Genomic DNA, 22,942 nt, shown 5'->3' with positions numbered 1-22,942 from the left:
CCTGTAATAGGAATATATGAATAACATGCTAACATGCTATATAGCGTCACTGACATGTTAGTTTGTCTCGGGAAAATATTAACATGTTAGTTACTCGGGCGTCAATACAATTCTGCACGGTGAATTCCCCTGTCTTGTCAGCCTCAAAAACACTGATAAACGTTGCTTCCGCCGGGTAAACCGGGAAATCATGTGCAGGCAGACATGCAGTATTTTCATGATACCCGCTTCCGGGTGTTGTTTCTGTCAGGAAGGACACACTGCGGGAATAATCAGGGATGGGCAGAAGGACGCTAGAGGGGATGGATGATGTAAGGCGGATCGGTGATGTGGGGCAGGGTCGATGTCGTGGCGGATGGATGACGTGTGGCGGGGTATAGATAGATGGATTGAAACCAGTTGGGTTGGAGCGATACTGATACGGGATAGTTAGTTGAGGTGAGATGATGAAAGCTCATCCTCTAAATAAGATAATTCTAGTCGCAGACCGTACCGATAACGCTTTAGAAGGCATTTATATCCACGTTTGAAACGATTTATTGACCATCTTTACATTGTTCATTTTTGCCCAACTCTTTAAATCCGAGATACCTTTATCTTCATCCTTTGAATACCTGAATGCCATATCCAATGGGACGATCTTCCTCCTGTAAGGTAATATCCCAATAACAGGTTTAAAGTAACCCCTGATCATTATCACTTTAATATCCTTTGAATCAACAATATGCCCATTTAATATAATTTGCTCATTGGATAAGCATAACTCGGTTAGTTTCTTAAAAAAGGTTCTGTACAATGCAAGTAACAGTAGAACTAAACCCAAAAGAACCACTGTTAACGAAGCGTAGAATACCCCACTCTGATCCCATAATCTGAATACAAGAACAGATTGACTCGATATAATAGCAATCATGCCTATAATGGTTCCAATCCTTGATGGATTTTTAACTGAATACTTTATTTCCATCAACATCGCCCCCTAATTTCACTAGGCTCAATTCCCGCTTTGCTTACGTGAAGAACTGAAACTCCCGATGCTAATCTTCTTTAATTTTCCTCTCAATTACGTAGAATAATAAGAAACCGAACATCAGACCGCTAATAGTATGAGCTGTTGTTCCCGGAGTAATCGAAAGGTAGCCTAAAGGTAAATCATTATAGGAAATAGACAGACCCGACCAAAATAATAGTGGAAGTATGGAGACATAGAGTGAAGGTACGCCGAATATACAGAGCTTCATCCAATTTATTGTCCAGTCTCCAGTCTTCCGCAGTAATTCAAAGAGTCTTAGCAAACCGAGTAATAATCCAAAGGAAATCGGAAAAAGAACAGAAAAGGCAACACTAGTTTTAGGTTGATACGTCTTAGTTGCTTCTACCTGTAAATGATGCTGATATTGTAACCCTAATACAAAAACTAAGATCACGATTACTAAGAATCCCAAATAAATAAACAAGTTATTTACCCATACTTTCTTCATTTGATCACCTCATATTGTTTACATCACAAAACCTTCAATCCTCTATAATCAGCACATTCTTAGCTGTTCTTCGCTGGGAATCTGATATGCTTGGGAACTCGATCAGGTCGAACGCAACTTTCTGTCCCTCTTTAAGAAATCGGAAGCCGTTCGGTAGCCTAACAGGGTCTGGTAATATTTCACTAAAGTGCACAAATACATGGTTTCCGTCCGCCCCGTCTAACATTATCCGCCCGTAACCTTTATCTTCCTTGAACCATTTGACAATCCCCCATCGTCTTTCTCCCATTTATAAAAACCTCCTCTTCACATTTATAAAATAATATTAAGTATTCCGCCGATTAGCTGAGTAAAATAAGATTCATCCATTCATTTCATACTAGTAGACTTGCTACTGAATCTGTATAGCTCTCTACCCAATACGAAAATGACAACTCATTATCCCAAGTAACCATATTCATTGCTTTTGCACAACCCCAATCCAAGACTCGTTGATGAAGCATATGTACTTTGATACGTTTTTTTATGGCTTCCTTTTCTTCTGAACCATTAAAATAAACTTGTATAAGATGACTAGCGAGTTCAGGTTCACCGTTATCCAAATAGACTGTAATCATCTTTATCAAATCAGAAATAGGGTCTCCAAAATATGAATTAGTGAAATCAAATAAACCGCTTATTTCCCAGCCGTTCATTCCTGGGTGTATTAGGAAGTTTCCAGGCTTGAAATCGCCCATCACGAAGCTTGGAGATGAAAAGTCATCAAAAGCCTCTTTGGAGTCCTCCAATAATAAATCGACCCTTGTTAAATCTTCATCCGTTATTACTGAATACTTCTTAGCATCTTCTAACCAAAACTTAATTCGATTGTACAGCCATATCGTATAACTTCCCTCAAAGGCAGCAATATTGAGATTGTTGGTATCCAGTTCGCCGAACCGGGTAACTTTCCAGCTATGCAGATCAGCTAAAGTCTTCGCAATTGATTCCGCAATTTCGAACTTGTCTGCTGTATTTAGTGTGACCTTTAGATGTTCTGAATTCATATGTTCCCCTTGAAGACAAGGCATTAAAGAGTAGCTCCATCCAAATATCTCTTCTGAATCATCGATTATATAGGGAGTAGGAACAGTTACATTCGTTCTTTTATGTATGTTTTCGATAAAGAATTTTTCCTCAATGAATTGTCCGGGATACAATGGATTTCCTTTTAGAATAAAATCTCCTTCTTTTGAGGAAACAAACATCGTTTGTCCCATAGCACCATTCACAGTTTTTTGGAAAGAAATAAGTTTACCTAAATTAAATTTATCAAGCATCAACTGCATTTGATCGTCATGTACTGCACCTAATTTATTTGATGCAAAAATTATTGCAGCAGTCATATAATGACCTCCTTTTATCTCCCCTGTCTGTTGACGCATACATTTCTTATCTGACTTGAACAATCGAACTCCCGGTAAAATCTTACGTATGTATAATATTACCAAACTAATGATACCTAACACAATGCCTATTCTGATCCATCTGGGCTGACGCCGCCTGTATTCATTTCCATTTCTCCACAACAAAAGACCCGTACATTACCTATAAGGTAAATGTACGGGTCTTTTGTTGAAATCAGTGATGCGGTCAAGAGGACTCGAACCTCCACGATATTGCTATCACTGGCACCTGAAGCCAGCGCGTCTGCCAATTCCGCCATGACCGCATATTAGGTTGACTTGCTTACGCAGTCACAAGATAGATCTTATCATGCTGGGATTTCAGAGTCAACCTTTTTCTAATTTTTTTAATTTTGTTTATTTCCAATAATTTTCAAGATGAATATTGCATTTACTTACCCAAAGGATGTATAATGAGAACAAAGGTTCGCATACTATAAATGAGGTGATTTATATGGCGACTACCAAGAGAAATACCCTAATCACACCAACACTTCCTGAAGATATAACCAAAGACGAATTGTCCCTTGTCAGAAGCTATCTGCTGCTAACGTTTATCCATAAAGTGTTCGAGCGCGATTGCCGAGTTATTGGTAAGAGCGGTCTGTTCAAGACCCCCCAGCTCTACATGGAGCTGGTCTCCAGCGCCACGAAGAAGACTTCGCTGATGCTGCAGGAGGTTACCCGTGAGCTTACTTCGCATCAGCTGAAGATCAATACCATCCGCCAGGATCAGCGCGGAGTTACGGCCGAGTATACCTGCCGGGGATACGCCGGCGATATCCATATCCTATGGCCCGGCTTCCGTAATGAGATGATGCTGCGCATGCGTGCTTATCTCGGGCTGGGTGCCGAGCTTGCCTCCGTCCTGCCCAGAGAAGAACGGGTGGAACAGATGGCCTTGTCTTTCTAGGCCATTACTGGTTAATACAAAGAGCCTCGTCCTATTTAATGGACGAGGCTCTTTGTGTACCTACACTTCCCTACAGGGTCCGTATGGTTTGAATTTGAACCAAAGCGAACCATTCCATTCTTCATAACTGTCCCGTTGTCCGCAGAGCGAGCCTGTGATTGTTAAATTAACACTCCATAGGCATAATTGTTGTACGTATTGCAACTTGGATACCTCGATACTCACATGTTTAGGGGGATTGTTGTATGAAATACAAGAATTCCCCCCGCAAACTGCCTGAAGAAGGAGTAAATGCTGCCTTTTGTACAACAATTCTGGTTTACCGCCAAAATCATGAGGAAAATGTTGTATTCTGTGCAAGATTTTAATAAGCAATGTGATCTCCGGTACAAATATCGGGATAAGAATACTTACGGCAATAGCCGCCGTAAGTTCATCTATTCTCTGTAGTCGCAGCAACCCCAAATTCGAAAAATCGAAAGTTCAATCTGTACAGAGCGCTGCGCTCCCCTACTTAATTACCTTTTCAATCTCCTTCATCCCCGCATCCGGGAACAGCTTCGCTACATGCTCAGCAATTCGCGCCTTTGATTCCGCAGGCTTATCAGCATAGCGCGAGGTTACCCACTCTGCCCCGTATACGTCCTCACTCATTGCATAACGCCCGACTCCCCAGCCGTACGGACGGCCTTCTTTGTCTTGCTTATATTCGAATCTGCTGGCTGTAATATAGGTCTGCATCTGCAGATGCGTCATTGCCGTATCGAAGCCCTTGACCCCGTTTTTCCCGAAGCCGGCCAGCTGCTTGAGCTCATTGGAGAGCAGTCCCTCATTATGTTCCATCAGCACATCCATAATTTGTTTGCTGGGCATGGAAGCTAATCCATCATCATATCTGGCATCGAAGTCGTATCCGTCCCGGCGGTAGTTGGCGAAGTCTGGGTACCACTCTTTGCTGATAAACCCGGCTTTTTTGTTAAAAAGCTTCGCATAAGCGATCTCGCCCCCTGCCGCAACTTCCTCACGCCACTCCCACGGGCCTTCCACATCCTTCACGAACCAGTAGCCTGCAGGAGTACACTCCTGCAGGGAGAAACCGTCGATCTCACAGCGGAATAAAGGAAGGAAACCAATCTCACGCACCAGATCGGCTAACTCCCGCGCATTCTTAATTACTGGCAGCTTCATGCCTTCCCTCCCGGATTATAGGTCCAGCCTTCGTCCCCATGATAGATCATCAGCTTGGACATTCCGCCATCGATATTTATATTCTCCCCGGTGATGAACCCTGCAGCATCACTGCACAGGAAAAGCACCATAGCAGCGATATCCGGCGGTGTTCCGACCCGTCCGGCCGGATGCTGCAGCCGGTCCGGCTCTGAATGAACCGGCTCCTCAGTCTCCCCCGCCCCATGATAAGCAGTGGTATCAATCCAACCGGGGCTGACCGCATTCACCCGCACTTTACCGGCCAGACTTACACTAAGACCATGGGTCAACGCGCCAATCCCGCCTTTGGCGGCCGTATAGCTCTCGGTATCCGGCTGGGACATGCGTTCCCGGCTGGAGGAGATGTTCACGATAGAGGCACCCCGCGCAAAGTGTTCCTTAAACCGCATTGTTAAATAATACGGCGCAGTAACCCCGATCCGCTGCACATATTCGAAATCCTCGTAGCTGCATTCCGACAGCAGGCCTTTTTTGCTGATGCAGGCATTGTTAATCAGATAATCCACTTGACCGAATCTGCTGATAACCTGTGCGGTGAAACCCTCAATGACAGAACGCTCAGCAATATCTCCCTGGTAGAAAAACAGCCGCTCCGCTCCATACCACTCCTCCAGCCAGCGTCCGGCCTCAAGATCGGTATCTATGCAGGCTACAGCTGCCCCGGCCTTCAGCAGCTCCTCTGTAATACAGCGTCCAATTCCGTTAGCGCCGCCGGTAACGACAGCTTTCTTATTCTGATGATTCATATATTCCTCCTGTGCAATGCAGTTTATGGGGCCTGTAAAATCAACAAAAGTACGCTCAGGGCGTACTCTGTTGCGATCTATTGTATATTCCATAGCCGTCTTCACAGCCTAATATCCTTGGCTTGTTACAGTGTGTCAACATCCGGTCTCGGCTCGCTGAAGGGCTGATACAGATAATTCCGGTCCAGCTTCACCACCCGCTTATTCGGACGGCGGATCATTACCAGGGATTCATCCCAGGCCAGCACGATCCCCCTGACATCATTGCTCTCCAGTCCATCCCTTACGACACGTATCTTTTCACCGGAAATCCGGTAGGCATCCAGCTGTTCATCACTGATCATAACGGCTCTATATCTCCTCTCTGTCTATTAGTAGCTTGTCCATATATTACCCTAATTCCACTCGTGAAAAAGACCCAAATGATAAATCATCCGGGTCTAGTTACGTACTAGGAAGTCTGTATGTCTTATGAAGTTCTTATATCAGCGCTTCATTCTTCTCAAACCAGAAGTCAAGAACTTTAGCGGACATCACTCGTTGTTCCAGATATTCCACCTGATGATCAGTGAATTTCTGTCTCCAGTTGAAGGACAGCTCTTCACACAAACTTGTGATTGTCAGAAGCTCCGACCAAGCTACGTAGCGTTTGTACCAGAAAAACTGAGGATGTTCGATCATATAGGGATACAAATCGTCGAACTCCGTGTGTTTGCAATCCAGCGCACGTTCGAAGTGATCCTTGGCCTCGGTTAGTTTATCAATAAAAAATTGCTCTGTCACCGGTTCTTTCCCCATTGTGACGCCTCCTCTCTCATGTCTAATTTTTATTATAAAGGAAAACTTATAGGGTGAAAAGCAGATGTTTCAAAAATAGGCTATGTTCCTGTATTTGTCACTTTATTCTTACCCGAAAGTAATCGTTCCCTCACTAAGAGAGGTAATGTCGACAAGTGACTCCAGACGGATACCCTGTTCCCGGATTGTGCGGGCTCCAGCCTGGAAGCTTTTCTCCACTACTACGCCCAGCCCGACAAGTTCCGCACCGGAACGCTGGATGATCTTGATCAGGCCGCGCGCGGCGTCTCCGTTGGCGATAATATCGTCGATGAAGAGGATTTTGTCATTCTCCGAGATGTATTGGCGGGACAGCATGATGTCCGTAACAATCCCTTTGGTAAAAGACGGCACCCGTTCGCATAAGGCATCAGGATCCGCGAGCAGTGTTTTTTTGCGCCGGGCAAAGACCAGCGGCACCTTCATCTCATAAGCGGTGGCAAATGCCACGGCAATACCCGAAGACTCCACGGTAACTACGCGTGTCACTCCAGCCTCAGCAAATCTGCGGGCAAACTCCCGTCCCATTTCCATCGTCAGCATTGGATCAACCTGGTGGTTGAGCAGACCGTCCAGCTTCAGCACCTGATCCGAAATGACGACCCCTTCCTCCAAAATCCGCTGTTTCAATAATTCCATGACTTTGAACCTCCATTACCTTTATAATTCCAGACGTTCCACTGTAATAACAGCTTATTCACAAGGCGGAAGTCATGTCCTTCTGTTCCTCATCATAACCTGTACTATGCGGACTGCACAAGGCAATCCTGCCCGCACCGCTATTTATATCTTCGCAGCATTCAGAGGAGGAGAACAATGAAGTCCCGAGTCCGCACTTTGCAGATCGCTTTTACCTATATTGGCACCATTGTGGGTGCCGGCTTCGCCACCGGTCAGGAAATTCTCCGTTTCTTCACAAGATACGGACACTGGGCCTTGCTGACCATCCTCTTCTCCACCGCGATATTTATTTGGCTTGGTACCAAAATGATGATTATCGCCCGGCGGATTGAGGCAGACTCCTATGAGGATTTCAACCGCCATCTGTTTGGAGAACGGGTCGGGTCCAGCATCAGCCTGTTCACCATGATCATTCTGATTGGCGTGAACAGCATTATGCTGGCGGGTGCCGGGGCTATTTTTAAGGAGCATCTCGGAATGCCCTATCAGGCGGGGCTGCTGCTCACCATCCTGGGGTCCTACCTGCTGCTGAAGCGCGGCATTTCCGGAATCCTGCAGATCAACAGTCTGGTGGTCCCTTTGATGCTTACCCTGTCGCTAATTATTGTATTTAATACGCTGGGTGTTCCCGGTGCAGAAAGATTCCTGTTCCTGCCGACAGACCACAGCTTCTTCGGTGCCTGGATGTCTCCGCTCCTGTATACCGCCTTTAACCTCGGCATGGCCCAGGCAGTGCTTGTTCCGCTGGCCCGGCATACTGAAGACGAGCAGGTGCTTGTACGCGGAGGGATTCTGGGCGGAGCCGGAATCGGATTCATGCTGCTGGCAGCCCATTTTGCCATGAGTTCACAGATGCCGGGAATTCTGCAGTTCGAGATTCCGATGGGCAGCATCGCCTTCCGGCTGGGTCCCATCGTGCAGACGATTTTTCTGCTGCTGATCTTCATGGAAATCTTCAGCACCTTCGTCGCTGATATCTATGGGGTTAGCGTTCAGCTGCAGCAGCGTCTGCCTGTCGCTCCAGCTCTGGTAACCCCGCTGCTGATGCTGGTCTGTTATGTGTTCAGCCAATTCGGCTTCAGTTCACTGCTGGGGGTGTTCTACCCGATCTTCGGCGCCCTGTGCCTGGTGTGGGCCGTCATGCTGATGCGAGCTCCCATGTCGACGCCGCCTCGGCCAAGCGATCCGCCCGCCTCTGGAACCGGAGGTAAGGGCATCACCATTGTGGCAGTTAAACCGGTGATCCGGACTACACGGAAATAACCGCAGCTGCGGGTATGATTCCCGCCGCCGCTTCGGCCACATGCCGGTGGCAGGTCATCATCACAATCTGCCGGGATACCGACAATTCACCTAATAAGGTTAGTGCTGCACGAAGCCTGTGTTCATCGAAATTCACAAACAGATCATCGAAGAACAGCGGCAGGTTCACCTGACTGCTCATGGTCTCCGATAGTGCCAGCCGGATCGCCAGATACAGCTGTTCCGCCGTCCCCCGGCTAAGCAGCCCGCTGTCCATCAGGCCAGCATCCTTATGCTCCGCCTTCAGCTCCTTATGCCCGAGAGTCATTACGATCCGGCGGTATTCCCCATGCGTCAGCTTGGAGAAATATACAGAGGCAAGCTGCAGCACCTGCGGCTGCTTCTCCTGTTCATAAATCCGCCGCGTCCGTCCCATAAGCTCGGCCGCCAGCGCCGTTACCGCATATTGCCCGGCGAGATTACGCAGCGCCGCCCGCTGTTCTTCCAGCTGCTGAAGCGCCGAGTCCTCCATGCACCGTCCCCTCAGGTCCTCCCGTTCCTGCAGCAGCTTGCCGCGCTGCTGGAGCAGGGAACTGCGTTCTTCCTCCAGGCTCAATACCGCTTCTTCCGCCGCCATAAGTTCCTGTTCAAGCATCCGGGCATCCTGATGCTCCAGCAGCCGGAGCAGCTCCCCCTTGCCTTCCTGATCCCATCCGCCAAACATCGCCAGCTCCCACTGCCGTACCGACCGCGTCAGCTCTATATGTCTGAGCCACGCCGCTGAACGCCGCAGGAATTGTTCGCCGTCCACAGCGCCGCCCTCCTGAAGGAGCTTGCTGCTCCGCCGGTTCAGCTCCTCCTGCCCGCTTCTGTTCGCAGCCAGCTCCTCATGGACTTCAATCAGCCTTGCTTCTGTATTCTCCCTGCGCAGCAGCTCTGCCTTCAGCTGCTCCCACTCCCGCTTCCGCAGCTCCAGCCAGGTTAGCAGGGAGAGAGGGTCCGGTGAAGCTTGAGTTGAAGCCAAAGCAACAGAGGAGTGATCCCTGCGGGCTCCGGCAGCAGCCTCAGTATCTCTAAGCAGCTTCATCCCTTCCTGCTCATAGGCAGCGCCCTCCGACTCCAGCCCGCTGAGCCGGAGGGATAATTTGCCCTGCTGGCGGAGCAGTTCATTCCCCTGCTCCGCCAGGGCGAAGATATCCGGCAGGCTGTCCGGTGACAGCCCTTCCGGCAGCCCCCGCTGGCGCAGCCATTCTTCATAACGGGCGGCCAGCTCCGTGAAGCTGGCTTCGGCATGGTCCAGCTCCTCTGCCAGTACCCGCTCCTGTCCGGCCAGCTGTGCAAGCTCTGACCGGCAGGCTTCGGCCTCGGCCGCCATCCGTTCTACGCGCTGGCGCCAGGCACTCCAGGCCTCCATGAGGCGGCGGAGCTCCTTCATCCCGGCCTCCAGCCCGCTGGCGTCTTGTATGCCGCTCTCCGGCTCTGCGACGGAGAGCAAAAGCCCGCGCAGCCGCAGCATCTCCGCTGCGGCCTTGCCCGCCTCCCCGCCGCCGTGCGCAGGCGGCGGATTAACGGCCGCCGCTGCCCGCATGGCGGCCCACAGCCCCAGGTCCGCTGCGGCCAGCAGGCCGAGCGCGGACCATGCGCTGACCGGCGGCGCGCCGGTCAGCCATAGCGCAGGCGGCAGCAGCAGCGTAAGCGCTGCGCCCGCCTGCAGGAGGCGCCGGTAGCGCTGCGCCCGGCGCCCGTTCCCGCCGGGGCGGCTGCCCCCGGCGGAGGTGCCTCTGCGGCGCGGGACCTCAGCGCCGCCTGCAGTGCCGCCGAGCAGCGCTTCGCGCCAGCGCTCGGCCGCCTGCTGCAGCTCGTCCCACAGCTGCAGCAGTTCACGCGGGCTGCGCTTCGCAATGCCCGCGAAGTCCGCTGCGCCGCTGGCGTGCCCCTGCGCAAGCTGGCGCTCGGCCGCCTGCAGCGCAGCGCCGGCGGCGGCCGTCCTGGCGCGGAGGCTCAGCATCTCCGCGCCCCGGGTCTCCATTTGCCGGTCGTACCCGGCAAATGACGCAGCGTAGCGCCGCGCGGCTTCCCGGTCCGCCGCGCTGGCTGCGAAGCCCGCCAGCTCAGCGGCGCTCCAGCCTGTACCCATGCTGCGCAGAATGCGCTGGAGATGCTCACCCAGCGCGGCGAGCTCACCCGTCAGCCGCTGCCGTTCCGTAAGCTTGTCTTCATAGCTTCCCCGTTTGCGGTCCAGCGCTTCAAGAGCTGGCCCCTGCTGCTCCAGCAGAGGATCAGGAGGGTTCGCGGCAAGGTCAGCCTCCAGCTCCGCCTGGAGCCGCTCCAGCCGGAAGGCAGCACTCTGCAAGCCCCGCAGGTCACCCTCCAGTGACTTCCAGCGTTCCACTCCAGCTTCAGGGAACGAAGCGATCACCGGAAGCTCTGACAGTTCAAGCCGGGCTTCGCACCATTTCAGCCATAGTTCCCGGATCTCCCGGGCCTTGCGGAGCTTATGCAGCTTGTCTCCGGCAAGTTCCCGGGCACCCTTCATCTGGGACAGCTTCTGCTCTACCGCTTCCAGTGCCAAGGTGTTCTCATTATATCTGGGCAGATAGGAACGGCTCTCCGCCACCTCCCGTTCCAGCTTCTCGATAGACTGCAGAATTTTGGCGGCGTCCTGGACTTTACCCCGTGGCTTATAGAGCTTCTCCGCATCCTGGACCAGGCGTTTCTCCGCCCGCATAATCTCTCCGCCACCGCCCATTCCGGCATGGAACAGGTAGCTGCTCATCTCACCGGACTGCAGCGCACCAAGCTCCTGCAGTTCGTCCAGCGAAACGGCGAACAGCTGGCGGAACATACTCCGCGAGATGCCGCCCAGCAGGCGGCGTTCCAGCTCAGCCTGATTCAGCTCCTCCGTACTTCCATCCGGATAGTGTAGCCCAATTTGCAGCTTCTCTCCTCTTCCCGGCCCTTCACCACCGGCAGTATAACGGCGGATCGTCCAGAGAGCACCTGTATCATCACGCGCATTCAACACCCCGCCATGCGTTCCGCCTAACAACGGCTCATACCGTTCGGCAGGATAAGCCCTGCCGGGGATGCCATACAGCATTGCCCGGATAAACTGCAGGGTTGTGCTTTTACCGGCTTCATTACGCCCGAAGAGGATAGTGACCCCTTCATTCAGCTCCATATCCCGCTGCGCCAGACGGCCGTAGCCGTCAATCCGTATAGACTCGATTTTCATTCTGCATTCCCCCGCTCCTGCCGTCCACTCCGCTCTGCCGCTTCCCTGCTGCCATCCCATTCCGGTGTCGTCTCTCTCCGCGCTGAACCGCCTGCATCTTCTCTTTCACCGAATGATCCACCGCCTCCGGCGGATTGGCCCACTACTCCCTCCGCAGGATTCAGCAGCACACCGGCCTGCTCCTCCACTCCGCTGAGCAGCACAATGCCCAGCTCCGCAGCACTGCTCAGCCACTCCCGCTTCTCTTCGCTCCCTGTGGACATGAGCAGCTTGCGCAGCTCCTGATTCTCCATTAGCGGCTTTAGTGCAGTGGAGATCAGCTCCTCCAGCTCCTGGTCGTTCCCGCCGCTCCGCCCGGCAAGCCGCAGCATTTCGCCGAGGAAGCTGTCCTCCAGCAGCAGGCGGCCGCGGTCGACTGCCAGTCCCGTTTCAATAGAGAAGCCCTCGGTCCATACGAGACCCGCATACTCCTTACGCTCCGCACGGACCGTTTCCCGCCGCTGCAGCTCAGAGAGCAGATCATCTGCCGCCCCCTTCTCCGTCAGTATCTTATGTATAGCTCCCCGCCCGGTCAGGCGGAATCTTACCACAGACATCAGCTGCGGTGTTTCTTCCCGGATATCTTCAACCGCATTCTCAACGGCCCGTGTCCACTCTGCCTCATCCGCCAGACCATCAATGGGAATCTCACGGACCTGCCAGCGCACACTGTCCAGTTCATGGAAGGTCAGTGATGCTGTACCTTCTGCATCCACGCGGACGGTATAGCAGCCTTTAGGGCCGGTTTCCTTGATGCTCCGTCCCTGAATATTTCCCGGATAGACAATCGGCGGACGATCATGCAGAATACTGCGTTTATGAATATGCCCCAGCGCCCAATAGTCATAGCCCCTGCCGATCAGATCCTTGCGGCTGCACGGAGAGTATGTCTCATGCTGGAGATCCCCGTCCACATTGCCATGCAGCAGGCCAATATGGAACAGGCTGCTGCCCGGCTGACGGTTAAAGCGCAGCGCCGTATTCTCTGTCACTTTGGCAGTCGGATAGGAGATTCCGCTGATCACAGCTACCTCCCGGCCATCCTCTCTGCGGCGGGCGACGGCCTGTTCCGGCTCACTGCCGCCGAATACCGTAACGTGATCAGGCGGTGCCGCTGCCAGACGCGGCCCGTCCAGCGGATCATGATTCCCGTGAATCAGGAACACCTGAATTCCGTGCCTCCCGAGTTCCTCCAGCGCTTCCCGGAACCGGAGCTGACCCTGAAGAGAAGCATCGGAGACATCATAGACATCCCCGCTGATCACAACGAAATCCGTCCTTTGCTCTATGGCTACGCCAACAAGCCGCCCGAGGGCGGCGAAGGTGGACTCCCGGAGATAGGAGCGTATGGCCTGCGGAAGATGGGCAAGGCCGGCAAACCGGCTGTCCAGATGCAGATCTGCAGCATGCAGGAATCGAAAAGGAATCATAAGCTCACCCCTTCAATCCAGGCTGATACTGCAGGTAAGTCTTCTTCAGTTCATTGGCTACCCGGGTCAGGGAATAGAGGCTTTTGGCTTTATCCCAGGCCGAACGTGACAGCTCATAACGGTAGCCGGGATCACTGATCACTTTCTCAAGGGCATCCGCCAGTCCCAGCTCATCATCCGGATTCACCAGCAGCCCGTTTACACCGTCTTCGATCTGCTCGGGAATCCCGCCCACATTCGTTCCGACGAGCGCCAGACAGCTGAGTGCGGCTTCCGCAAATACTGATCCGAACGCTTCCGCCCGCGAAGGGAGGACAAAAATATCAAAGAACGGCATGAATTCCTCCGGATGCAGTGTATAGCCGTAAAAGATCGTTTCATTATAAATTCCCAAATCCTGCGCCAGCCGCTCCAGCTCCGCCCGGCTCGGTCCGTCCCCGATAATATGCAGCACATATTCATGGCCCCGTTTTTTAAGCTCGGCACAAGCCTTGAACAGTGTATCTATTCCTTTGGCCGGTACCAGACGGGTAACAGTGACCAGCTGCGGAATATCATTGTCATGCGGCACAGGCTTAAATCTCTTCTCGTCGAACCCGTTAGGAATGACACCTATGCTCGCAGGATGATCAATATATGGAGTCAAATATTCGGCAAAAGCGCGTGAAACCGTCATCAGCCTATCGCTGACATGCTCCAGCTCCCGGTAAATCGAGACCAGGAACTGATGCTCCAGGCCGCCCTCCCGGATGGCTCCGTTCAGAATCAGCTCGCGCTCATAGCTGGAGTGCAGCGTCTGAATTAAAGGAATTTCCGGATATATTCTTTTCATCGCCAGTCCTGCAATCGGGTGATGGGCATGAATCAGATCATAGCTTTTGCTCATCCGCAGCTTCGTCCACCAAATATAATCGCGGTAGGTTTGGATATATTTTTGCACAACCGGACTTTCGCCGTACTGTGTCCAGTCAAAGGTTTCAAAGACAATCTCTTCGCGTCCCTTGCCCCGGATCCGTTTGGGCAGCCAGAACAAATCCATCTCCCAGCGGCTGGACCGGAAGCGTTCCTGCAGATAAGGGATCATAGAAGATACACCACCGGGCTGCTCCGGCGGGAAGAATAGCGCTTGCAGCAAGTTCATAAGGTACATCTCCCTTTACAATTGCCCTGATTACGGTGAGACCCGGCAATTATGATATAGTTGTGTATATGTAGAAGTACAATTACAGGCACGCTAAGGTCCATACTTTGATTTTATCGGTATCTACCTGAAACAGCAACTAAGATGACAGCTTTACTTATCTTGGATTTTGACTAGAGGAGAATGATGTATGAATGAAGAACGGCTGCCTGCCGCTTACACCGCTGACATTAGAGAGATGCTGGGGGAGACGGCAGACGCTTTTCTGGAGAGCTATCATGCACGGCGGACCCAGGGTCTGCGGTTCAATGGTTTAAAAAGCATTTCAGATCCGGGCCGCATCGCGGCGGAGCAGGCAATATCCCAATTCAGCCTGTCGCCGGTGCCTTGGTGTCCAGCAGGGTTTTATTATGAAGAGCCGGCACGGCCGGGGAGACATCCTTATCATACCGCCGGACTATATTATATTCAGGAACCCTCGGCAATGTCCGCAGCTGAGCTGCTTGGACCGCTTCCCGGGGAGACAGTGCTCGATCTTGCTGCCGCTCCCGGCGGTAAAACCACCCATATTGCCGCGCTGATGCAAGGACAAGGCTTGCTTATATCCAATGAAATCCACCCGGAACGGGCCAAAATACTGGCTGAAAACGTAGAGCGGCTGGGGATAGCTAATGCGCTTGTCACCTCGGCAACCCCGGGGGAACTCGCCAAGCGTTTCCCTGAAGTCTTTGACCGGATTATGCTCGATGCGCCTTGCTCCGGTGAAGGGATGTTCCGCAAAGACCCTGCTGCCATCAGCGAATGGTCGCCGAAGCATGTGGAGATGTGTGCGGCCAGACAGTGGGATATTCTGCAGGATGCCTACCTGATGCTGAAGCCGGGCGGCAGTATGGCCTATTCGACCTGTACCTTTAACCGCAAAGAAAACGAGGAAACGATGGAACGCTTTGTACGGAGCTATCCTGATATGGAGCTGATCGTTATGAAACGGCTGTGGCCTCATTTGGAGAAAGGCGAAGGGCATTTCGTAGCTCTGCTGCGCAAGGCAGTCTCAGAGGAAGATACTGAATCTGTACAGCGTCAGGGCCGCGCTAAACGCGGGGACCGCAGCAAAAATGGCCCGAAAGTCAGCTCCTCTCTCCGGGATGCCTACCAGCAGTTTATAACCTGGTCTTCGGAAGAGCTGCCCGGATTTGCTGGAGACGGCGTGCCGCTTCTCTTCGGTGAATCTCTGTATTTGCTGCCGGAAACGTTTAATGAACGGCTGCACAGCGGCATACTCGACGGCCTCAAGGTTCCGCGTGCCGGACTGCATATTGCCCACTTGAAGAAAAACCGGATTGAACCCGCCCACGCTCTGGCCATGGCGCTGAGACCGGATCAGGCGGCGCGTAACTATAATATGCCTGCCGGGGGTCCGGAAATTCAGGCCTGGCTGCGTGGAGAGAGTCTTCCTGTTCCGGCAAGCCTGCATGGCTGGACGCTGGTAAGCGTGGATGGCTTGTCTGTAGGCTGGGGCAAAGCCAGCTCCGGCCAGCTGAAGAATCACCTGCCCAAGGGCCTGAGGATTCTGAAAGCCCATAATGATGAAGTTTAGGCTGCTGACCAGTTCAGGAAGCCTCCTAATGCATATGATGTCATTATCCCATGGAAGCCCGCTGAGCAAGACCCGCGGCAATGGGAACAGACATGAGTCAAGGGAGGAATCAGACATGGGTGCAGTAGTTCCAGGGTTCACATCGACCGGTGCGATTTTGGTGCTCTTCATATTGCTCGTAATCATTTCCCGTTCGTTGTTTGTCTAATTCCGCTGAAACAGCATAGCGTATAGACATCAAGCAGCCCGCCGTTCCTTTTCAGGAGCGGAAAGGCTGCTTTTTTGGGTTTTTTTTGCGCTTTTTCATTTTTATTTGAACGAGACCACAATAAAAGCATGGCCCAGAGGCCGCCAAGGCACTGAACCATGCTTAATGTAAGTCTTTATCTTCTGCAAGCTTCATTGATCCTAAATTCTGTGAATCAACCCGGGCTGTGGTGGAAATAGATGGATTTTCAACATTTAATCATAACATTTCTGCTGCGTTGCTAATATTAAGTGGATTTTCGTCAACCAATTCCGCACATAATCCCGATATTCTCCAGAGGGAGTGGAATTAAGCGTCTTTTTCCCAACTGCTGCCCCGCGTCCGGTGATTTCCACATCATTAGATGACGATTTTCCACCTAATCTCCTAAAAATCCACTTTGTCTGTCAGACTCTAGTTAGAGCCACATTAAGACAGGCAATACTTCACCAGCGCATCGCGCACACCATTCTCATTATTAGTTCCGGTGACAGCATTCGCTGCCGCTTTGACCTCAACCGGAGAATTATCCATCGCAACACCCAGGCCGGCGTATGTCAGCATTGAGATATCATTATAATAATTGCCGATCGACAGGACCTGCTCCTGAGGGATGCCCAGCTCTGCGGCCAGATTCTTCAGGGCATTGCCTTTGGAGGCTTCCGGGTGCATAAAGTCCACGAAGAATTCTCCGCTGCGCAGAATATTGTACTGCTCTCCCCAGGTAGCCCATTCCCGCTGCGCTTCATCCAGAATGTCCGGCTGCGTGAACACGGTAAATTTCACAATCGGTTCGCGGAAATCCTCCCAGGCCGGCAGCGATGCAGGCATAATCCGGAAATGCTCATACATGAAATTGGCTTCCTGGGTCAGATTCTCCACGTTGTCGACATACATATCAAATGCGGTGTTGACGTCAAAATGGATATCACGTTCACGGCAATACGCTATATAGGGGTCAAGCCCCCGGGCGTCCATTCCGTATTGATGCAGTACCTTGCGGTCCTTCACTCTAACGGTTGCCGCTCCATTATGGCCAAGCACATACCCGGACAAGCCCATCTCTTCCATGAATGGAATCGAATTCTGCGGGCTTCGTCCAGTGCACAATACGATCTGGCCGCCCTGGCGGGTAACCTCGGCAATGGCCTCTTTATTCTCGTCACTCAAGTGATGATCATCATCCAGCAGCGTTCCGTCCACATCAAGTGCTATCAGCTTGTATTTCATACTCCACCATCCTTATCTCTCTATATAATCTACAACACACTCTATATCAAAAGCTTACCTCAACCCCATCAACTGAGATTACATTTCTATCAAAGATTTTGTAAATCCAATACCCGCGCAGCTGCCCAAAACCGGTGGATGGCAGAATGCCTGCATACGAAGACCCAGACTTGATGATAAACTGCCATCCTGATCTCCACACTAATCTAACATCAGTTTTAAACCAGTGACAATCACTTTGGTAAATCGCTTGCTGAGGGTTTACAGTGACCCGATTACGGTATATGCATTTTGCTTAAGTGCACTTTGTACAACTAAATCATCTGATTAAAAGCCAATTATCCGTTTAGTTGTATTTCGTACAATTAAACTGCCCTATGCAGATGCGCTCTCAGCTATTCAGACAGATTTAGTTGTACGAACTACAGTTATTTGATGCAGGCATCCCTTTTCGCTGTTTTTAATTGTACATAATACAACTATCTCTGAATTTTCATAGGTTTCACCACTTAGAATCCAACAACAGCCAGTCCACTCTGCATTTGCTGGATATGCTGCTCCATCAGCTTCTTTCTCCGCTAGCTTATTCCTCCGCCCCGCCCCGGCGCAGCAGCTCCAGCTCTTCAGCTGTCAGCTCCCGGCAGGCTCCCTGCGGCAGGCTCTCGTCCAGCTTCAAATCACCCATTGATACGCGCTTCAGGAAGACGACCTTCTTCCCCACCGCCACGAACATCCGCTTCACCTGATGGAATTTGCCTTCCGTGATCGTGAGGGAGATATATGACAGCACCCGGCTGCCTCTTTCTCTGCTCAGAATCCTTAAGCTTGCCGGCAGCGTCACATACCCATCCTCCAGCTCCACTCCTGCTGCAAAAGCGGCCACGTCCGCCGCATCGACCTCACCTTCGACCGTTGCCTCGTAGGTTTTGGGTACATGCTTGCGCGGGGACAGCAGCTCATGAGCCAGCTTGCCGTCGTTCGTAAGCAGCAAGAGGCCTACCGTGTCCTTATCCAGCCGTCCCACCGGGAACGGCTCGAACAGCGCCTGCTCCGCTTTAAGCAGATCCAGTACCGTCCGGTCGCGTTTATCCTCAGTTGCGGACAGGACGCCCGGCGGTTTATTCATCATCAGATAGATGAACTCCCGGTAGAGAACCGGCTCACCGCCAACTTCGATTACGTCCTGCGCCGAGTCTACATGGAACCCGCTGTCTTTGACGACAGCACCGTTCACCGTAATCAGCCCCTGCTTGGCCTGCTTGCGGATATCGCTGCGTGAGCCAATGCCCATGTGGGATAATATTTTATCGATCCGCTGCTTCTTATTTGTATTTCCAGCTCCACTCATACTCTATGTCCACCTCCAGCCTGCGGGATATTCGTTCTTCAGCATACCATCCTGCCATTTACCCCAGCCAGCGCTGAAGCCGTCGATGCAGACGAGCGTATACCCCTTGGAGGCATGTCCGGCCTTAATGGACAATCGCTCCTCGGGAATCGACAAGGTCTCCCCCTTCAGGTAGGAGACGGCTTCGCCGCTTTCAGTGGACAGCGATACACTGCGGCTGCTTTCCGCAGGACGCAGGGCTGTAGCGAGTGGATGGCCGGGGATAAACCGGCCGCTCTTCATATGGCCGACATACCAGCCGGGCCGGATCGTCTTCAGTCCGTCCAGCGCTTCACGCGGCAGCGGCGAGATATACAAGTGATCTCCGAACCATATCGGATATCCGGCGGGCATTGTCCCTAGCAGCTCCTGAATGAAATCAGCATACACCGCAAGCGAAACCTCTTCACCGGTTCCCTGAGCCTGCCGTCCGGCAGAAGCTCCGGCTTTGCCGGATCCGCGTCCGCCTTTGCCACCACGCCCGCTCTCTGCTCTGCCGGCTGAAGCTTTGGCAGGAGAAGCAGACCTGGCATCCCGGTTACGCGAAGAAATAGTCAAAGCTGCCTCTTGGAGATCTGCCTTAGCCTCTGCAGCTGCTTCTCCATCCGAGTCAAGGCTTTCACTTCCGTCATGCTGCAGCACAGCCATGAAATGGCCTTCGCCCTTGACCTTGTGCGGCCACAGCCGCGCAGCACCCGGCAATGGGCCTAATCCGGCAGCAAAAGGACCGCTGCCGCCCACCGGTACCAGTGAGAACTGCGGATGACCGGATAAGAATTCTTCAATCATCTCTTCGTTCTCTTCCAAGGCGAAGGTGCATGTCGAGTACACGACCGTTCCGCCCGGCTTCAGCGCCGCTGCTGCCGCCGCAAGGATCTCCCGCTGCATGCCGGCATATTTGGCCGGAGTTTCCGGTTCCCACTGCTTAACCATATCCTCGTCCTTGCGGAACATGCCTTCACCCGAACACGGCGCATCGATCAGAATACGGTCGAAGAAGCCGGGGAATGCCGCAGCGATCCGCTCCGGACTCTCGTTCAGTACAATTCCATTACGAACCCCGTACAGCTCCAGATTCTTGGCGAGTGCCTTCGTCCGTTCCGGATGCAGGTCGTTAGTGACCAGCAGGCCTTCGCCCTGCAGCTTGGCAGCAATCTGTGTGGACTTGCCGCCCGGTGCAGCGCATAGATCCAGTACCCGGTCACCCGGCTGAACGCCAAGCAGTTCGACCGGGGCCATGGCACTCGGCTCCTGGATATAGTATAACCCGGCATGATAATACGGATGTTTACCGGGTCTGGCACCCTCTCCGGTATAGAATCCGGTGGGACACCAGGGAATAGGCTCTAGCCCGAAGGGGGACCGCCCGCGTAGCTCGTCCACTGTAATTTTCAGCGTATTGGCGCGGATTCCCCCGTAGGGTGACTGCTTATATGTATCTACAAATAGTTCGTATTCGGGTCCCAGCAATTCTTTCATGCGCTCCATGAAAAGCCCGGGCAGTTGTGCCGCCATGATGCCGTCCTCCTGCTCAAATAATCAAGGAACACCCCTGCGGGTGCTCCTAATGTTGCCTTGCTATGGTCTTTCTGCTCTGTTCCTGGGTCTGTCCGGCCGCTGCGGACCGCGGCGCTGGGGAATATGCGGCTGAATGGAACCTGCAGCAATCTCCGCCTCTTCCTCCAGCCTGGGGTCAACGATAGTGATCGTCAGATCATAGTAGGGGAACGGCTGCTCTTCATAAGTTTCAAGCCGGGCGGCATACTCTCCCACCTCACGAACCAGCTTCTCCAGATCAATACCCAGCGTTACCGCCGGATATCCGCTTAGTACCTCATAGGAGTGTTTCATCATGATCAGTCCGCCGCGCACGTTGGCGTTCCGGAAATGATACAGCCCGACTGCCACCTGCAGCAAAGCTTTGTAGAGCGGGTCACGCTGCTGTTCCAGCCATAGCTCCTCAAGCACTTCATGGCATTCGAAATAATCCCTGTCCCTGTTGAAGTAGATCAGGTATGCCAGATACAACGGCTCATAGGCCATCCGGCTCGCTGCCCTTCTTGGCATTCGAGAGCAGCGCCCGCACATGATCCAGAAGTTCCCGCATTGCATCCATATCCTGTGCCTGCCAGATGGCATTGAACCGCTCCTGGCTCTCAATCGCTTCATTCACAAGGTGATAGAAATACAGCTGATGGATCGCTTTCAGCAGTTGAGTCGTTGTATTAGAGTTCTCTTCAAATGTCTTCTGGGCTTCCAGAATTTCTTCACGGATACTTGACATCTCACTATCCAGAATCGATGCGGCTTCAGCTGCCGTCTTCAGTCGGACGCGCATTTCATCCGGCAGGCTCTCGCGGTATTTATAATTCAGCGAATGCTCAATGGTTGCCCAGAAATTCATCGCCAGCGTGCGGATCTGGATTTCGGCCAGTACAATCTTTTGTCCAAGTGCAGTCTGTACCGGGTATCTTATGATCATATGGAAGCTGCGGTATCCGCTTTCCTTGTAGTTGGTGATGTAATCCTTCTCATATAACACTTCAAGGTCCTTGCGGGCGCGGATGTATTCCGCCACTCTGCGGATATCCTCGACGAATTGGCACATAATGCGAATGCCGGCGATATCCTCAATGCCCGTTTCCAGATCCTCCATCTTCACATTTAACCGTTTGGCCTTTTCGAGTATGCTCGACAGCCGTTTTACACGTCCGGTTACGAACTCAATCGGTGTATATTCTTCTCTTTTCTTGAGTTCCGAGCGCATTGTCTTAAATTTAACTTTCAATTCCTCCACAGTCTGTTCATATGGAAGTAGAAAAGTTCCCCAGTCCCTGACGTCCATCGCCTTGTCCTCCTGTCCATTCATCCTTCAGTGATGATCAGCGCCCACCGCTTCTAGGATTTGACGGAAACCGTCCCGCCGCAGCAGCTGCCGTAATCCGGCATGCACTTTGCGGTTAACCTCCGGCCCTTCATAGATGAGTGCTGTATAAATTTCGACCAGGCTTGCGCCTGCCCGGATTTTGTCATAAGCATCCTGGGCTGTAAAAATACCGCCCGATCCGATAATCGGCAGCTTGCCGCCGGTCTGGCTATAGATTCTACGGATAATTTCTGTAGACCGGTCACGCAGCGGCTGGCCGCTGAGTCCTCCCGTTTCACCGGCTTTATCACTCTTCAGCCCGTCACGGACGAGTGTCGTATTGGTGGCAATCACGCCGTCCATTCCAGCCTCTGTGATTGTATGTACCATATATTCCAGCTCTGCGTCGCTGACGTCGGGAGCAATCTTCACCAGCAGCCCTTTAGCTTCTCCGGTCTTCTCCCGCTGCAGCCCCATCTCTTCCTTCACCTGGCTAAGCAGATTCGAGAGCTCACTGCCATGCTGGAGACTCCGCAGATCCGGCGTATTCGGCGAACTGATATTGACCACAAAAAAATCACCGTACGGATATAGCGTACGGATACACTGGCGGTAATCCTCATGCGCTAATTCATTCGGGGTGGCCTTGTTGCGCCCGATATTGACCGCAACCGGAATCCTGCGCTTCTTCATCCCCTTCAGACGCTCAGCCATTGCCGCTGCGCCTTCATTGTTGAAGCCCATCCGGTTGATAAGCGCCTTGTCCGGCAACAGGCGGAATAACCGCGGGCTGTCATTGCCCGGCTGTCCCACCGGGGTTACCGTACCCACTTCCATAAATCCGAAGCCGATCGAAGAAAAGCCGCCAACCGCTTCGGCATTCTTATCCAGTCCCGCCGCTAAGCCTACCGGTGTGGGGAAATGCACGCCAAACAGATCTACTGCCAGGTCAGCCGTCTCAGGAACACCGTACATGAGGCGCATCGCCGCACTTCCGCCCGGAACTAAATTCGCTTTATTTAGTCCGCCTATGACGAGATGGTGCGCCGTCTCCGGGTCCATTTTAAAGAAAATTGGTTTGCCAAAATGTCGATACAGCACCGTTCTCGCTCCTTCAAGGGAACCACAAATCGCACTACGACTCCCGTATCTATAGGTTTCTTCTTAATTTTATCCGTTTCCGGGTGAAAAGAAA

At 52.4% G+C, this 22,942-nt stretch carries 23 protein-coding genes and 1 tRNA gene; 5 read left to right on the top strand and 19 right to left on the bottom strand.

Annotation, left to right across the window (positions count from 1 at the left end):
- Positions 1-514 precede the first annotated feature (514 nt).
- The 5 genes from PBOR_RS12695 to PBOR_RS12675 form a co-directional block, all read right to left on the bottom strand.
- On the bottom strand, positions 515-967 hold the full coding sequence (locus PBOR_RS12695; protein WP_042212093.1) for a hypothetical protein: 453 nt from the start codon (positions 965-967) through the stop codon (positions 515-517).
- A 70-nt stretch (positions 968-1,037) separates the two neighbouring features.
- Entirely contained in the window at positions 1,038-1,481 is a 444-nt protein-coding gene (locus tag PBOR_RS12690) for a hypothetical protein (RefSeq protein WP_042212090.1), read from the bottom strand.
- Positions 1,482-1,515: 34 nt separating this feature from the next.
- Positions 1,516-1,770, bottom strand: a complete 255-nt coding sequence (locus tag PBOR_RS12685; protein ID WP_042212087.1) for a cold-shock protein — start codon at positions 1,768-1,770, stop codon at positions 1,516-1,518.
- A gap of 85 nt (positions 1,771-1,855) precedes the next feature.
- Positions 1,856-2,866, bottom strand: a complete 1,011-nt coding sequence (locus PBOR_RS12680) for a phosphotransferase family protein (RefSeq protein WP_042212086.1) — start codon at positions 2,864-2,866, stop codon at positions 1,856-1,858.
- 242 nt (positions 2,867-3,108) lie between these two features.
- A tRNA-Leu gene (locus PBOR_RS12675) sits at positions 3,109-3,192 on the bottom strand.
- 188 nt (positions 3,193-3,380) lie between these two features.
- Between PBOR_RS12675 and PBOR_RS12670 the strand changes: the two genes are divergently transcribed.
- Together PBOR_RS12670 and PBOR_RS38340 are read left to right on the top strand one after the other, a co-directional pair.
- Complete coding sequence (locus PBOR_RS12670) at positions 3,381-3,839, top strand: YhjD family protein (RefSeq protein ID WP_042212084.1); 459 nt, start codon at positions 3,381-3,383, stop codon at positions 3,837-3,839.
- 245 nt (positions 3,840-4,084) lie between these two features.
- The gene (locus PBOR_RS38340; RefSeq protein WP_281192304.1) at positions 4,085-4,207 is read left to right on the top strand and encodes a hypothetical protein; all 123 of its coding nucleotides are present in this window, start codon (positions 4,085-4,087) and stop codon (positions 4,205-4,207) included.
- Between the two features lie 142 nt (positions 4,208-4,349).
- Here the strand turns inward: PBOR_RS38340 and PBOR_RS12665 are convergent, their stop codons facing one another.
- From PBOR_RS12665 to PBOR_RS12645, 5 genes are all read right to left on the bottom strand, one after another.
- Positions 4,350-5,027, bottom strand: a complete 678-nt coding sequence (locus PBOR_RS12665) for an AlkZ-related protein (RefSeq protein WP_042212082.1) — start codon at positions 5,025-5,027, stop codon at positions 4,350-4,352.
- Positions 5,024-5,815, bottom strand: coding sequence for an SDR family oxidoreductase (locus tag PBOR_RS12660; RefSeq protein WP_042212080.1), 792 nt, complete (start codon positions 5,813-5,815; stop codon positions 5,024-5,026). The genes PBOR_RS12665 and PBOR_RS12660 overlap by 4 nt, the downstream gene beginning before the upstream one ends.
- Before the next feature lie 125 nt (positions 5,816-5,940).
- The gene (locus PBOR_RS12655) at positions 5,941-6,159 is read right to left on the bottom strand and encodes a hypothetical protein (RefSeq protein WP_042212078.1); all 219 of its coding nucleotides are present in this window, start codon (positions 6,157-6,159) and stop codon (positions 5,941-5,943) included.
- Positions 6,160-6,295: 136 nt separating this feature from the next.
- Positions 6,296-6,613 (bottom strand): hypothetical protein, encoded by a 318-nt coding sequence (locus PBOR_RS12650; protein WP_039309077.1) that lies wholly within the window; start codon positions 6,611-6,613, stop codon positions 6,296-6,298.
- A gap of 108 nt (positions 6,614-6,721) precedes the next feature.
- Entirely contained in the window at positions 6,722-7,291 is a 570-nt protein-coding gene (locus PBOR_RS12645) for a xanthine phosphoribosyltransferase (RefSeq protein WP_042212075.1), read from the bottom strand.
- A gap of 177 nt (positions 7,292-7,468) precedes the next feature.
- Here PBOR_RS12645 and PBOR_RS12640 point away from each other — a divergent pair, with 177 nt between their 5' ends.
- A complete protein-coding gene (locus PBOR_RS12640) occupies positions 7,469-8,596 on the top strand; it encodes a YkvI family membrane protein (RefSeq protein ID WP_042212074.1) in 1,128 nt (375 codons plus the stop codon).
- Here PBOR_RS12640 and PBOR_RS12635 read toward each other — a convergent pair.
- The 3 genes from PBOR_RS12635 to PBOR_RS12625 are packed head-to-tail and all read right to left on the bottom strand — an operon-like array spanning position 8,583 to position 14,420.
- Positions 8,583-11,870, bottom strand: coding sequence for an AAA family ATPase (locus tag PBOR_RS12635; RefSeq protein WP_081972018.1), 3,288 nt, complete (start codon positions 11,868-11,870; stop codon positions 8,583-8,585). The genes PBOR_RS12640 and PBOR_RS12635 overlap by 14 nt on opposite strands.
- Complete coding sequence (locus PBOR_RS12630) at positions 11,807-13,279, bottom strand: metallophosphoesterase family protein (RefSeq protein ID WP_081972017.1); 1,473 nt, start codon at positions 13,277-13,279, stop codon at positions 11,807-11,809. The genes PBOR_RS12635 and PBOR_RS12630 overlap by 64 nt, the downstream gene beginning before the upstream one ends.
- A 4-nt stretch (positions 13,280-13,283) precedes the next feature.
- Entirely contained in the window at positions 13,284-14,420 is a 1,137-nt protein-coding gene (locus tag PBOR_RS12625; RefSeq protein WP_042212069.1) for a glycosyltransferase family 4 protein, read from the bottom strand.
- 190 nt (positions 14,421-14,610) lie between these two features.
- Here PBOR_RS12625 and PBOR_RS12620 point away from each other — a divergent pair, with 190 nt between their 5' ends.
- Together PBOR_RS12620 and PBOR_RS37695 are read left to right on the top strand one after the other, a co-directional pair.
- The gene (locus PBOR_RS12620; protein ID WP_042212067.1) at positions 14,611-16,017 is read left to right on the top strand and encodes an RsmB/NOP family class I SAM-dependent RNA methyltransferase; all 1,407 of its coding nucleotides are present in this window, start codon (positions 14,611-14,613) and stop codon (positions 16,015-16,017) included.
- Positions 16,018-16,132: 115 nt separating this feature from the next.
- Complete coding sequence (locus PBOR_RS37695; protein WP_218918900.1) at positions 16,133-16,225, top strand: YjcZ family sporulation protein; 93 nt, start codon at positions 16,133-16,135, stop codon at positions 16,223-16,225.
- A gap of 468 nt (positions 16,226-16,693) precedes the next feature.
- Here PBOR_RS37695 and PBOR_RS12615 read toward each other — a convergent pair whose 3' ends face one another.
- The 6 genes from PBOR_RS12615 to PBOR_RS12590 form a co-directional block, all read right to left on the bottom strand.
- Positions 16,694-17,494: a Cof-type HAD-IIB family hydrolase gene (locus PBOR_RS12615; protein WP_042212064.1), complete on the bottom strand. Its 801-nt coding sequence runs from the start codon at positions 17,492-17,494 to the stop codon at positions 16,694-16,696.
- Positions 17,495-18,077: 583 nt separating this feature from the next.
- Positions 18,078-18,842, bottom strand: coding sequence for a pseudouridine synthase (locus PBOR_RS12610; RefSeq protein WP_042212062.1), 765 nt, complete (start codon positions 18,840-18,842; stop codon positions 18,078-18,080).
- Positions 18,843-18,845: 3 nt separating this feature from the next.
- Complete coding sequence (locus tag PBOR_RS12605; RefSeq protein WP_042212060.1) at positions 18,846-20,396, bottom strand: RsmB/NOP family class I SAM-dependent RNA methyltransferase; 1,551 nt, start codon at positions 20,394-20,396, stop codon at positions 18,846-18,848.
- Positions 20,397-20,459: 63 nt separating this feature from the next.
- Positions 20,460-20,948, bottom strand: a complete 489-nt coding sequence (locus PBOR_RS12600; RefSeq protein WP_342671110.1) for a DUF309 domain-containing protein — start codon at positions 20,946-20,948, stop codon at positions 20,460-20,462.
- Positions 20,914-21,726, bottom strand: coding sequence for a GTP diphosphokinase (yjbM, locus tag PBOR_RS12595; RefSeq protein WP_042212056.1), 813 nt, complete (start codon positions 21,724-21,726; stop codon positions 20,914-20,916). Before yjbM ends, PBOR_RS12600 begins: the two co-directional genes overlap by 35 nt.
- 27 nt (positions 21,727-21,753) lie before the next feature.
- On the bottom strand, positions 21,754-22,848 hold the full coding sequence (locus PBOR_RS12590; RefSeq protein WP_042212054.1) for a quinone-dependent dihydroorotate dehydrogenase: 1,095 nt from the start codon (positions 22,846-22,848) through the stop codon (positions 21,754-21,756).
- Positions 22,849-22,942: the final 94 nt, after the last annotated feature.

Origin of the sequence: Paenibacillus borealis (genome assembly GCF_000758665.1) — a bacterium.
Lineage (GTDB): Bacteria > Bacillota > Bacilli > Paenibacillales > Paenibacillaceae > Paenibacillus_AQ > Paenibacillus_AQ borealis.
The sequence above is the reverse complement of the archived record's forward strand: the minus strand, read 5'-3'. Positions and strand labels throughout refer to the sequence as shown.